The sequence below is a fragment of the Cupriavidus numazuensis genome, assembly GCF_905397435.1.
In the GTDB taxonomy this organism is placed as follows: domain Bacteria; phylum Pseudomonadota; class Gammaproteobacteria; order Burkholderiales; family Burkholderiaceae; genus Cupriavidus; species Cupriavidus numazuensis.
This window is the reverse complement of the sequence record NZ_CAJPVI010000014.1, coordinates 133,705-146,436: the sequence shown is the minus strand read 5'-3', so window position 1 is coordinate 146,436 and position 12,732 is coordinate 133,705. Positions and strand designations below refer to the sequence as shown.

Sequence of the window (12,732 nt, the reverse complement as noted above, 5' to 3'; positions counted from 1 at the left end):
GCTCCTGTCAGGTTTGCGCTTGGAAACTCTGCCGGGGCGCACTGCCCTGCGTGGGTGGGGCAGCCTCGCGCGCCAGCATGTCGGCGACGATCCGCCGGGCATGCACGAGGCCAGCATCGGAGGCGATCATCACCAGAGGGCCATCCGGACTGGCGTCCATCGACAGCTGCTGCGCCTCGACGACGACCTTGTCCTCACCAAACGTGATCGGGAGGCTGCGCATCAGCGACGCCTTCGTCTCTTCGTGCCGTTCCGGGCCACAGGTGCGCGCCCCGGACCAGAAGTAGTGGGTAGTCGTGGCCGTCTCCGGCGTCTGCAGGTTCAGCCCCATGAACGCGATGCCGCCACTGCGGTTGCCTTCACGCGCCCCCGTTCCCGTATCCACGGCGCCGGTATGGATCCGGACCACGGCCGGCGGGATGAAATCGATCTCCATCCATCGGTCGACCGTGGGCGTCCCAAACGCATGAGCGGCGAGGTAAGAGGGCGGCGGCACGGAATCCATCATCCAGCGCGAGACGCGCACGCCGTTATCCAGCCGCGTCGTCTTCGTCTCCGCGTCGGAATGCGCCTGCGGCGTACCGCCAATGGTGCGGGTATGGACGTAGCCGACATGCGTCAGGTCCATCAGGTTGTCGGTGATCAGTTGATAGTTCGCCTTCACCAGGTAGCGGTCCTTGACCCAGCTCCAGGCCGGATCGTCGTGGATCGCGTGGCGCGGCACCGCGGCCGGTTCGGCCTGGGCCGGATCGCCGAGCCAGATCCAGACGATATGGTCCTGCTCGACGACGGGGTAGCTGGCGACCCTCGCCGCCGACGGAATGCGGGTCTGGCCGGGTACCTTCACGCAGCTGCCATGGCGGTCGAAGGTCAGGCCGTGGTAGCCGCACTGGACCTGATCGTCTACCACGCAGCCGTGCGACAGGGGCAGTGCCCGGTGGCAGCACCGGTCTTCCAGGGCAGCGACCGTGCCGTCGCGCAGCCGGTAGAACACGACCGGCCGGTCGAGCAGCTTGCGTTGCAGCATCTCGCCGACCTTGACCTCATCAGCCCATGCGCCCATGTACCAGGCATTCATCACAAACATAACTGTCTCCCAATTCAATACGAGCAATACGAGCAATACGAGCAAAGCGAACCTGGTGCGGCAGGTCGTCCTATAGGTCGAGTACGAGGAGCGGCGAAAGCGAGCGTGAGCAGCACGGCAGGAAGCAGTCGTTGTCCGCGCGCTCGCCGTCGCCAAGGAACGCGTCGCGGTGATCCGGAATACCGGAGATCACCCGCGTCAGGCAGGTACCGCATACGCCTTGCTCGCAGGAATGCGGCACGTCGATACCGGCGGCAGTCATCGCATCCAGGGCCGACTGGTCGGATTCGACGCGAATCCGCACGCCGGACCGGCCCAGCTCGATATCGAAGGCCGCATTGCCCGTGCGCACGTCGGGTATCGCGCCGAAATATTCGCGATGCAGCCGCGACTCCGGCCACCCGTTCCGGCGCGCCGCGGCAAAAGCCGCGTCGATCAGTCCCGCGGGGCCGCAAACATACAGGTGCGTCCCGCCATCGGGCGATGACAGCAGCGCGTCCAGCGACAGCCGCTGTGCCGCAGGCCCGTCATCGGCGTGGATCGATACCGACCCGGCCAGATCGGCTTGCATCAGCCGTTCACGGAACGCCGCGGCATTTTCGGTTCGCACGCAGTAGTGCAGCGCGAACGACGCACCTCCACGCGCCAGGTGTTCTGCCATTCCCAGCATCGGCGTGATGCCGATCCCGCCCGCAAGCAGCAGGCTCGACGTGGCCGACGCATCCAGCGGGAAATGGTTGCGGGGCACCGACACCTCCAGTTCGTCGCCCACTTTCGCGTGCGCGTGCAAGGAGCGCGATCCGCCACGGGAATCCGGGGCGTCGAGCACGCCGATCACGTAGCGGTGACACTCGTTCGGGCCATTGCAGAGCGAATACTGACGGGTCAGGCCGGCCGGGGTCAGGACATCCACGTGCGCCCCTGGGGTGAACGGCGGCAGGTTGGTCCCGTACGGGTCGACCAGTTCAAACGCACGGATCGACGCCGTCTCCTGCCGGATATCGGAAATCCTGAGCCTCATGGCTGCTTCCGGATATTCATGCCCGCGAGCACATTGGACCAGCGCGTACGTTCGGCATGGATGAACTGGCCAACTTCGGCGACCGACATCGGACGGGGCTGTACGCCGACACTGGCCATCTGCTCGATCACCGTCTTGTCGGCCACGACGGCATTGAGGTCACGGTTGATGCGTTCGATGATGTCCGCCGGCGTTCCTTTGCGCGCCAGCAGTACGAACCAGCCGTTCACGTCCTGGCCCGGCAGCGTCTCCGCCAACGCCGGCACGCCCGGGGCCAGCGGCACGCGAGTCTTCGACGTGACCGCGAGCGCCTTGATGCGTCCGCCCTTCAGCATGCCCTCCACACCCGGGATGCCGTCGAACAGCAGTTGGACGTCGCCATTCATCACCGCCGTCAGTGCCGTGCCGCTACTGCTGAAGGAGACGATATTCAGGTCCAGTCCGGTACTGCGGCGGAAGGACTCGGCCGCCAGGTGGGGCAGCGAATACTGCCCGTTGACGCCGACGTTGACCGTGCCGCCCGCCTGCTTTGCCTGCGCGATGAACGACGGCAGGGAGTCTGCCCCATGCCGCTTGTCGGCAACGATGACCAGCGGGCCCATGGCCACCATTGCCACCGGCGCGAATTCGGCATCCATATCGTAGCGGGCGCTGGCATTGACCAATGGCGTCACGGCGATGGTTGCCGCATGGGTCAGGATAAAGCTGTAGCCATCCGCCGGCGCCTGCCTGACGGCGTTCATGCCGATGATGCCGCCTGCGCCGGGCTTGTTGTCGACGATCACCTGGCCGTTCCAGCGCGTTCCGAGACGCTGAGCAATCAGCCGGGCCATCACGTCGGGCGGGCTGCCGGCCGCGCTGGGCACGACCATGCGGACCGGATGAGCGGGCCATCCTGCGGCACCGGCTGACATCGCCACGGCTGCGAGCACCACAGCCGTCAGGGAACGAATGTGTCGGATCATGTTGTCTCCTCAGAATCGATGCAGGATGCCGGCCACGACGCCGGTCTGGCTTTCGCCTGGCGTCACGCTATTGGGCGCTGCGAGGCCGACCGTGGAGCCGTGGCGATTCTTCGCATAGCCGATGTTGGCGTATGCGAGGGTCCGCTTGGAAAAGTTGTACAAGGCCGACAGCGCGAAAGTGGTCGCGTCCTTGTCGCTGCCCTTCTGGTCGTTCTGGTAGACCGCACCGGTCAGGCTGAAGGCCGGCGTGAACTTCCAGGTAAGACCCGTCCAATAGATATCCGCGATTGCGGTGGTGCCGCCCACGCGCGAGCGCAGGTTGCGCACGCCAACGAAGGCCTTGGCGCGCTCCCACGCATAGGTGGCCGCCACGACCGTGCGGCGGTCGGTATTGTCCTGCGTGGCGACCGCGGCCCCGTGACGCTCATCGTAGGCGATCATCGCACCGAACGGCCCCTTGCCATACTGGATCGAGCCGCCCCACTCCTGGCCGACCTTCAGGTTGCCGGGGACTTCGCTGCCGTTGGCGATCGTCGAGTCATAGCCGAAGCTGTATTGCGCGGACACCGTCAGCGGGCCAGCTTCCTTGGTGTACCGCACGGCGTTGTCAACACGGCCGCCCATCTGCGGATCCTGCCCGAAGACCGAGTACAGGTCGTAGACCATTGGGTCGAATGGAATCGCCACGTCGAAGATGGCATTGCGATGGCGGCCGAGAGAGACCTGCCCGTAAGGCGTCTCGATGCCCGCGTAGGCCAGGCGTCCGAACAGCCGGCCACCCTGCTGCAGCGAGCCGCTGTCCATGCTGAGGCCCGATTCCAGCACAAAGAACGCGGAATTGCCGCCGCCGAGATCCTCGTTGCCGCGGAAGCCCCAGCGGGAGCCCGCCTGTCCGCCGCTGGTCATGCGGGTAACGCTGTGCGAGCCATTGGGCTGGTTGTTGATGAACTCTATGCCGTTGTCGAGGATGCCATAGATGGTGACGCTGTTCTCGGCATGCGCCGCGCCGGCGGCTGCCAGGCACAGCGCCAGCGCTGCCTGGCCGGAACGGCTGCGAATGTCTTGTGGGGGCTGCTTGGGTTGCAATGTCTCCTCCTTGTTGTCGGGATGCCGGCGAGGACATCCGTTGTTGTGCGAGGGCGTGGCGGCCTGACTGTGCAGGCTTGCGGCGGCGCTCGCGTACTTGAAATCGGTATTGCCGCCGCTGCAGTCAGCCGTGCCCGGTGACCCGCCGGAGCAGCGCTTCGGGATCGGGCGGCGGCGCATCCGCACGCCACGCAACGTGCTGGTCGGGGCGGATCAGTGCGTAGCGGGCGCCATAGAGCGCTCGGACATGTGGGTTGTCGAGCCGCACGATCGTGAACGGGCATCCATGCCGGGCAGCGGCCGCTTCCAGCGCAGCGGCGGTGTCCGCGCTGTCGTCCAGCACCAGCAGCGTGAAGCCGCCGCCGAACATGTCGTAGAGTGATGCGCCGCTGCCCGTGCCTTCTGCCAGCCACGCATGCGGGGCGCGGCAACCAGGGGCAGCGGACGGCACGAAGTCGCCTGGATGGCAGTCCGCGCCGTCCCCGGTGCCATCTTCGATCAGCGGCGACTCGGCGTAGCGATATCCAAGCACCACACCCAGCGAGTCGAACTCCCGCGCCTTGGCGGTGCAGACCTGCGCGGCCACGGCCTCGCGCGCGGCATCCCCGGCCGGGCCGTCGGCCTCGATGTCCGGCACACACAGGTTGTTGGTACGGGTGGCGTGGTTCAGCACGGCTTCATCGACCACGCGGCGGTGCACCGGGCGCCGTTCGCGCTCGTAGCTGTCCAGCAGGCCATCGCCGCCCCAGCCCTGCAGTGTCGCGGCGAGCTTCCAGCCGAGATCCACGGCATCGCCGATGCCGAGATTCATGCCGTAGCCGCCATAGGGCGGATGGAGGTGGCAGGCATCGCCAGCAAGGAACACGCGCCCCTCGCGGTAGCGTTCCGCCAGCAACTGGTGTGCTTCCCAGTCGTCGACCGAGAGGATCTCCGGGGAGATGTCCAGCCCGGTGGCGCCGCGGATGAACCGCACGGGATCCTCGGTCAGCGCCGATACCGGCCCGCCGATGTACCAGCGGTCCCCGGTATCGAGCGGGCCCATTACCGCGGGCGAGTCGGCATTGACGAGCCAGTACATCACTGCCCTGGGCAGTCCGTGCATGGTCTCCAGGCCGGGCTGGCGGAAGACGATCATCCGGTTCCGGGACAGTCCGCCCGAGCCTTCCATGCGGATCCCCAGCAGGCGCCGAACGGTGCTGCGGGCCCCGTCGGCGCCGATCAGATAGCGGGCGCGAACGGACTCTGCACCGCTATCACCCTCGAGCACGGCAGTCACGCCGTCGATGTCGTGCGTGAACGCTTCCAGCCGCGTGTCAAACGACAGCCTGACACCGGGCTGCGCGAGCACGTGGTCCTGCAGCACCTCCTCCAGCTTGTATTGCGGAATCCACTGCGCGTGCTCCGCATAGAGCGGGTTCTGTCCGGGCCGGCAATAGAATGCGTTCTCGAAGGCCGTAATCGGCCGGCCGGCAAGCCGGGTCGCGAAGCAGACGGTCGAGGGATAGTCGACGCCAAAGGGTGCCTTGGCCCGCAACGCGTCGATCAGGCCCCAGCGCCGCAGGTGTTCGCAGGTGCGGACGTTGGTGGTTTTTGCGCGGGGGGCATTGCCCACGCGCGCATTGGCTTCGACGATCCGCACCGTCGCACCGCGCTGGCCGAGTTCGATCGCAGCGGCCAGGCCCACGGGCCCGGCACCGACGATCAGGACATCGACGTCGCATGCGGCGACGCGCTCATCCTTCATCTGCATGATTTCCATCCTGTTGACTGGCGCCGCCATACGGCGCCGTTGACTTGCTTCGACCGTCTCAGTCGGCCTTGCCCTGAGCGCCCGCGGTGCCCGCAGTCCCTGGATACGGCGGCGCCCAGCTCGCCAGCATGTCGATGCTGTTCGGATGGAAGCCGGCAGGCGTGCTCTCGTTGAAGACGTCGCCGTCGGCGTAGTGCTCGACGACATTGCCGGCGGGGTCGTGCCAGTAGTCGAACACCTGGCTGCCCAGCACGTGGCGGCCGACGCCCCAACGTGGTTTCCAGCCCCGCCTGCCCAGCCAGTGGTGCCCCGCGCTGATCGCGTCGAACGACTCCACCTCGAACGAGGCGTGATGTGCCGTTCCAGCCAGCGTGGCGGGTGCCTCGACGAAGCCGATGGCGTGGTGATCGACGTACTGGTCTGCCTTGGACAACCGATAGAAGCCGGCCACCATGCGGTCGCCGCCAGGCTCGGTCAAGCCGTCGGAGAGCCGCAGCCCGAGATGCCGCGTGTACCAGGCGTCGGTGGCGGCGATGTCGCGCACATGGAGCAGCACGTGCCCGAGCCGGAAGACCGGAGCGGGGCCACGCGGCGGGCGCAAGGTTGCGCCAAGCCGTGATTTCGCGGCTGGCGTGTTGGTCATTGCCGTGCAGGCAGGCGGTTGGGCGCTGACCGTGGCCGCCGCTGCGCCCTGCGTCCAGTGGACAAGGTGGATCGCGAAGCCGTCGGGATCGCGGAGCCGCACACGCTGGCCCGCGCAAGGCCCGTCGACTTCCTCGATCGTGCTCGCGCCCGGAATCGCAGCCGCCCGGCGCAGTTCGTCGGCCGATGCGACTTCAAAGGCAACGTAGGCCATGCCGGACTTGTCATTGCCGGCGGCCAGCGTGACATGCGCGTACGGCTGTGCGCCACTGCCTTTCATGTACAACGCGTCGCCGTTCTGCGACAGCGGCACGAATCCGAAGTCGGCAAGGAAGGCCGACATCGTCGCAAGGTCTTCGGCGTAGTACGCCACGTGGGCGATGTCTTCGAGCTGGATCATGGCGGGGTGTCCGTGGATTGATGCCGGGCCGCCTCTCATTGCGCGGCCGGGTCGTGGGCCACGGGATTGCGCAGCACGCCGATGCGGTCGACTTGGACCTCGACCACGTCTCCCGCCTTCATCCACAGCGGCGGATTGCGCTTGGCGCCCACGCCGCCCGGCGTGCCCGAGACAATCACGTCGCCGGTCTCCAGCGGCATGACCGTGGAGAGATAGGCGACCAGATGCGGGATGCCGAAGATCAGCAGGTCTGTCGTCGTGCGCTGGACTTCCTCGCCGTTCAGGCGCGTCGTCAACGTCATCACGGTGCCGGGCGGAATCTCGTCGGCGGTGACCATCCACGGGCCGAATCCGCCCGTGCGGTAGAAGTTCTTGCCCGGCGCCCACTGCGGCGTATGGACCTGCCAGTCGCGCACGGAGCCGTCGTTGTAGCAGGCATAGCCGGCGACGTGGTCCCAGGCGTTCGCCTCCGCAATGCGGCGGCCAGGTTTGCCGATGATCACGGCGACTTCGCCTTCGAAGTCGAACTTGTGCGACTCGGGCGGCACCAGCAGCGGTTGGCCATGCCCCTGCTGCGAATCGGCGACGCGCAGGAAAATGGGGGGATGGGCGGTTTCGGCCTTGCCGGTTTCAGCCAGGTGGGCGTGATAGTTGAGACCGACGCACAGGATCTTGCCCGGGTTGGGAATCGTAGGCAGGAATACGACGTCGTCGGCACGGAGGTCAGGACGGCCTGCCGAGGCGACCGCGGCGCGTACCGCTTCTGCCGACGCACCCAGCAGCGCTTTCAGGTCAGGATAGCGATCGCCAACGCGCGCGGAGAGGTCAATGATGCCGTCATCGGTGACGACGCCGTAGGCCGGCCGGTTGCCGACAAGGAAGGAAGCAAGGCGCATGATGGGGGCTGTCTCGGGTGATTTGTTTGTCGTTTCGCGGCATGTCGTCGCGCCACGGAACGAAAGGTAGCGCCGCCACTGCCCTCCCGAAAGATGGCAAAATTGCGGCGGAGATAGCCGATGGCTATCACTGAATCCAGGAAGGCCCGACTCCGATGAAGCTTCACAACCTCCGCGACTTCGTCGCCGTCGCCCAGACGGGCAGCCTGCGGGCGGCCGCGCGCAAGCTGGAGCTTGCGCAACCGTCGCTGTCAAAGAGCATCCAGCAGCTCGAAACGGAACTGGGCGCGACGCTGTTCGAGCGAAACGCGCGCGGCGCGACGCTGACGCCGGCAGGAAAGGCATTCCTCCATCGCGCCCAGGCAGCACTCAATGAGCTGAAGCGGGGCCAGGGTGAAGTGCGGCAGATATCCAGCGGGACGGGCGGCAGCGTCAGCATGGCCGTCTCGGCGGCAGTGGCGCTTTCCGTCCTTCCCGACACGATCAAGGCGTTCAGCGCGAAGTTCCCCGATGCGGCGATTCGCATCATCCCTGCTCAGCCTGGCACGATGCTTCCGGAACTCCGCGCCGGCGCCCTGGACTTTGCCGTCGGACCGCGCCCTTCCGTGCCGCTCGGCGACGACTACAGCGTCGAACTACTGATGCACAACAGGCGCACCATCGTCTGCCGCAAAGATCATCCGCTGCGCAAGGCCCGCCGGCTGCGCGATCTCATCGGCGCGCAATGGCTGGTCTCGAGCGCCACGGGGATGATGGCGACCGACCACGATCAGTTCTTCCAGTCGCACGGGCTCGACGTTCCGCCGCGGATAGTGCAGTGCGACTACGGCACGGCGACATGGTCACTGCTGGCGTCCACCGACATGCTTGCGGTACAGCCCCGGCAGTGGGTCGAGGCCGCGCTGATGAAGGGCGTGCTCACGGAGATACCGATCGACGAAAAGCTGCCTTCCGTAGACATCGTGCTTGTGCGGAGGCGAGGCTTACCGCCGACGCCGGCAGCAGAGACGATGTTGTCTCTATTGCAACGGCATATCGTGTATTACGCTGGCGAGCCGGGGAACAAGGATGTTGGCGCTGGCCGCTAAATTCGGCCACGCCGTTGGAAATCGTCATTCGTGCGAATGCGACAGAAACGAAGGTGGCTCTAGACGCCATGTCTGCCTAGCAGACGTATCAGACGTATCAGACGTATCAGAGTCCTGCTCTATGGACGATGGGGACCCTACTTGCAAGACCTCAATGACCTCTACTTTTACGTCCAGGCCGTCGACCACGGCGGTTTCGCCCCGGCCGGTCGAGCACTCGGCATGCCAAAGTCACGGCTTAGCCGCCGCATGGCGATACTGGAAGAGCGGCTAGGGGTGCGCCTCATCCAGCGCTCGACGCGTCGCTTCGCCGTTACCGAGATCGGCCGCATCTACTACGAACACTGCAAGGCCATGCTGTTGCAGGCCGAGGCCGCGCAGGAAGCGATTGAAGTGACGCGCGCCGAGCCGCGCGGCACAGTGCGTGTGACCTGTCCGGTCGCGTTACTTCAGGCGCACGTTGGGATCATGCTCGGCGAGTTCATGGCAAGGCATCCGCTGGTGACAGTCCATCTGGAGGCCACCAATCGCCGGGTCGATCCGGTGGCAGAGGCCATCGACGTAGCCATCCGCGTTCGGCCGCCCCCGCTTGAAGACAGCGACCTCGTCATCCGCCCACTGGCCGAGCGCAGCCAGTGTCTGATTGCCAGCCCTTCACTGGTACAAGCCTTCGGCATGCCGCAGTTTCCCGTCGCGCTGCATGACTGGCCGAGCCTGGCAATCGGCACCCCGCAGGGCGACCACGCCTGGAAGCTGTTTGGCCCCGATGGGGAGCAAGCCACCATCCACCACGTCCCGCGCTATGTCACCGGTGACATGATCGCCGTGCGCAACGCGGCGGTTGCGGGCGTCGGGGTCTGCCAGTTGCCGGTCATGATGGTGCGCGACCAGTTGGCCGAAGGCTCGCTGGTGCGGGTGTTGCCGGGCTGGGCGCCACGGCGCGAGATTCTGCATGTCGTCTTCGCGTCGCGGCGCGGCCTGTTGCCAGCCGTCAGATTGCTGATTGACCATCTGGCCGACCGTTTCGGCCAGATGGTCGAGGATTAGCCGCCAACACCCCGTCGAGAACGCCGGGCAGCCCGGCGAGATAGCGGTAGATTTGTGCTCCCCCCGGCACCATTCGTCAGCTGCCGCAACAGCGAATAACCAACCCATCGTTGCAGCAATAGGACTCTGATAGCCGATTCCGCTATCTACCGCCCCCCTCTCACCCGCCTCTATGCTTTTCCCATCGATACGGCGCGGCCGGTCATAAGGAGAGGCAAATGAAAAGAGTCCTTGGCATCTACAGCGCTCCACGTCCCCATTGGGTTGGTGACGGCTTTCCGGTGCGTTCGATGTTTTCCTATCAGAGCCACGGCAAGCAACTCAGCCCCTTTCTGCTTCTCGACTATGCCGGTCCGGCGGACTTCAGCGCGACCAGCCAGCCGCGTGGCGTCGGCGTGCACCCTCACCGAGGCTTCGAGACGGTCACCATCGTCTACAAGGGCGAGGTCGCGCACCGCGATTCCACAGGCCAGGGAGGGACAATAGGCCCGGGCGATGTGCAGTGGATGACGGCTGGCGCCGGTATCCTGCACGAGGAGTTCCACTCGGAGGCCTTCTCCGAATCCGGCGGCGCGCTGGAGATGGTGCAGCTATGGGTCAACCTGCCTGCGAAGGACAAGATGACCCCGCCTGGTTATCAGGCCATCAATGACCGGGACATTTCCGCTGTGATGCTGCCAGACGGCGCGGGCACGGTGCGCGTGATCGCAGGCCAGTTTGAAGACCAAGTCGGACCGGCCCGTACCTTTACGCCGATGAACGTATGGGACCTGCGTCTCAACCAGGGAAGCCTGAGCGAACTGCCGGTGCCGGAAGGATGGAATGCTGCGCTGATCGTGCTTCGCGGCACCGTCAAGGTCAATGCGCGCACCGTGGCAGGCGAGGCTCAGATGGTGCTGCTTGAGCGCTCGGGCGATGGGATCAGCATCGAGGCTAGCACCGATGCGGTGGCGCTGCTGCTCGCCGGTGAGCCGATCGACGAGCCAATCGCCGGCTATGGCCCGTTCGTGATGAACAGCGAGCAGGAAATCGCCCAGGCACTCAGCGACCTTCAGAGCGGTCACTTTGGCGAGCTGGCCCGGCCGGCGAGTGCCTGACCTCAGCGAACGCACTTCTGTTGATTCTTCGTCTGCCGCCACTCGGCGGCAGGTTCTACTGCCGGTGCTCAGGCACCATCCGTTCCAAGGAGCAACACCATGAGCAGTCCCGCCAACTTCAACGGGAAGCGCCCAGTTATCGACCCTTCTGACACGGCCATGCTGCTGATCGACCACCAAAGCGGCCTGTTCCAGACCGTGGGCGACATGCCGATGCCGGAACTGCGCCAGCGCGCCGCCGCGCTCGCGAAGATGGCCACGCTGAGCAAGCTGCCGGTCATCACGACAGCCTCAGTGCCGCAGGGCCCGAACGGCCCGCTGATCCCGGAAATCCACGAGAACGCGCCGCACGCGAAGTACGTCGCACGCAAGGGCGAGATCAACGCCTGGGACAACCCCGAGTTCGTCGCCGCGGTGGAAGCCACTGGCAAGAAGACGCTGATCATCGCCGGCACCATCACCAGCGTGTGCATGGCCTTCCCGTCGATCAGCGCGGTGGCCGACGGCTACAAGGTGTTTGCCGTGGTCGATGCTTCCGGCACGTACTCCAAGATGGCGCAGGAAATCACGCTGGCGCGCGTGGTGCAAGCCGGTGTCGTGCCGATGGATACGGCAGCGGTCGCGTCCGAGTTGCAGCGCACTTGGAACCGTGACGACGCCCAGCAGTGGGCGGAGATCTACACGAAAATCTTCCCGGCCTATCAACTGCTGATCGAAAGCTACATGAAGGCGCAGGACGTCCAGAAGAACGGCGAAGCGCTCGACTCGGCGCGCTGATGCGCAAGCGCGCTGCTGCTGCGCGGCGGCGCGCTCAGCTGCCTTCCAGCGCGAAGGTCTGCTTGTAGCTGTAGCGGCCCGCGGGGTGCACGCTGAGCGTGACCTCGATGACCTCTTCACCGACGTAGTACGTCCGCACGATGCGCAGCGCGGCCTCGCCAGCGCTGACGCCGAGCAGCCCGGCCTCGTCTTCCGCGATCAGTGCGCCCTGGATGTCCTGGTCCACGCGCGTCACGCGTACGCCCGACTGCCGCTCGATCAGCGCGTGCACGGGCACGTTCAGCGTCGTACCGAGCCTCGGCAACTTGGCATAGCGCGGATTGACGTAGATGTCCGCGAGCGAGATTGCCGCCCCTTTTTCCTGCGTAGTCCGCAAGCCGGCAATATGCAGCCACTTCCCGTCCCCGACCTCAGGCAATGCCACGCGGCCCTCCGCCGCGGACGACAGGTGCCCTTTCGACAGGATGCGGAAATGCGTTTCCTGCGCGTAGCGCGCGATGTCGTCAAGCCCGGCAATCGACTGGCTGTAGCGCGCGCGCGTCTGGTTGCTGAGCACGCGCGTGCCGATGCCCTGCTGGCGCGACACCAGTCCCAGGTCGATCAGTGCCTTCACCGCCAGCCGCACGCCGTAGCGGCTCAGCTTGTAGCGCTTGACCAGCTCCGGCTCGGGCGGCAACTGGTCGCCGACAGCCAGGCGGCCGGACAGGATCTCCTCCATCAGTTCATTGGCGACAGTCAGGTATTGCGGCTGCGGCGCCTGCAGGCGTTGCGACATGGGCGATTCCATGGGCGGGTCCAAATCATTCGAATGTTGACATCATACAAAGCGCCGCTATACTCCACAACATTCGAACGTTTGCACGTTCATACGATAAC

At 65.8% G+C, this 12,732-nt stretch carries 12 protein-coding genes; 4 read left to right on the top strand and 8 right to left on the bottom strand.

The window, feature by feature from the left end:
* Positions 1 to 7: 7 nt before the first annotated feature.
* The 7 genes from KHO41_RS13480 to KHO41_RS13450 form a co-directional block, all read right to left on the bottom strand.
* Positions 8 to 1,087 carry an aromatic ring-hydroxylating dioxygenase subunit alpha gene (locus KHO41_RS13480; RefSeq protein ID WP_211953780.1) on the bottom strand — a complete coding sequence of 360 codons (1,080 nt, stop codon included), beginning with the start codon at positions 1,085 to 1,087 and terminating at the stop codon, positions 8 to 10.
* A gap of 70 nt (positions 1,088 to 1,157) precedes the next feature.
* The gene (locus tag KHO41_RS13475; protein WP_211953779.1) at positions 1,158 to 2,108 is read right to left on the bottom strand and encodes a PDR/VanB family oxidoreductase; all 951 of its coding nucleotides are present in this window, start codon (positions 2,106 to 2,108) and stop codon (positions 1,158 to 1,160) included.
* A complete protein-coding gene (locus KHO41_RS13470; RefSeq protein WP_211953778.1) occupies positions 2,105 to 3,073 on the bottom strand; it encodes a Bug family tripartite tricarboxylate transporter substrate binding protein in 969 nt (322 codons plus the stop codon). Before KHO41_RS13470 ends, KHO41_RS13475 begins: the two co-directional genes overlap by 4 nt.
* Positions 3,074 to 3,082: 9 nt before the next feature.
* On the bottom strand, positions 3,083 to 4,159 hold the full coding sequence (locus KHO41_RS13465) for a porin (protein ID WP_211953777.1): 1,077 nt from the start codon (positions 4,157 to 4,159) through the stop codon (positions 3,083 to 3,085).
* Between the two features lie 124 nt (positions 4,160 to 4,283).
* A complete protein-coding gene (locus KHO41_RS13460; protein ID WP_244873825.1) occupies positions 4,284 to 5,909 on the bottom strand; it encodes an FAD-dependent monooxygenase in 1,626 nt (541 codons plus the stop codon).
* A gap of 58 nt (positions 5,910 to 5,967) precedes the next feature.
* On the bottom strand, positions 5,968 to 6,951 hold the full coding sequence (locus tag KHO41_RS13455; protein ID WP_211953776.1) for a VOC family protein: 984 nt from the start codon (positions 6,949 to 6,951) through the stop codon (positions 5,968 to 5,970).
* A 35-nt stretch (positions 6,952 to 6,986) separates the two neighbouring features.
* The gene (locus KHO41_RS13450; RefSeq protein WP_211953775.1) at positions 6,987 to 7,847 is read right to left on the bottom strand and encodes a fumarylacetoacetate hydrolase family protein; all 861 of its coding nucleotides are present in this window, start codon (positions 7,845 to 7,847) and stop codon (positions 6,987 to 6,989) included.
* A gap of 155 nt (positions 7,848 to 8,002) precedes the next feature.
* Between KHO41_RS13450 and KHO41_RS13445 the strand changes: the two genes are divergently transcribed.
* The 4 genes from KHO41_RS13445 (at position 8,003) to KHO41_RS13430 (ending at position 11,856) form a co-directional block, all read left to right on the top strand.
* On the top strand, positions 8,003 to 8,935 hold the full coding sequence (locus KHO41_RS13445) for a LysR substrate-binding domain-containing protein (protein WP_211953774.1): 933 nt from the start codon (positions 8,003 to 8,005) through the stop codon (positions 8,933 to 8,935).
* Positions 8,936 to 9,076: 141 nt separating this feature from the next.
* Entirely contained in the window at positions 9,077 to 9,982 is a 906-nt protein-coding gene (locus KHO41_RS13440) for a LysR family transcriptional regulator (RefSeq protein ID WP_211953773.1), read from the top strand.
* A 218-nt stretch (positions 9,983 to 10,200) separates the two neighbouring features.
* Positions 10,201 to 11,079, top strand: coding sequence for a pirin family protein (locus KHO41_RS13435; protein WP_211953772.1), 879 nt, complete (start codon positions 10,201 to 10,203; stop codon positions 11,077 to 11,079).
* Positions 11,080 to 11,178: 99 nt separating this feature from the next.
* On the top strand, positions 11,179 to 11,856 hold the full coding sequence (locus tag KHO41_RS13430; protein WP_211953771.1) for a hydrolase: 678 nt from the start codon (positions 11,179 to 11,181) through the stop codon (positions 11,854 to 11,856).
* A gap of 34 nt (positions 11,857 to 11,890) precedes the next feature.
* Here KHO41_RS13430 and KHO41_RS13425 read toward each other — a convergent pair whose 3' ends face one another.
* Positions 11,891 to 12,631, bottom strand: coding sequence for a GntR family transcriptional regulator (locus KHO41_RS13425; RefSeq protein ID WP_244873824.1), 741 nt, complete (start codon positions 12,629 to 12,631; stop codon positions 11,891 to 11,893).
* Between the last annotated feature and the right edge of the window lie 101 nt (positions 12,632 to 12,732).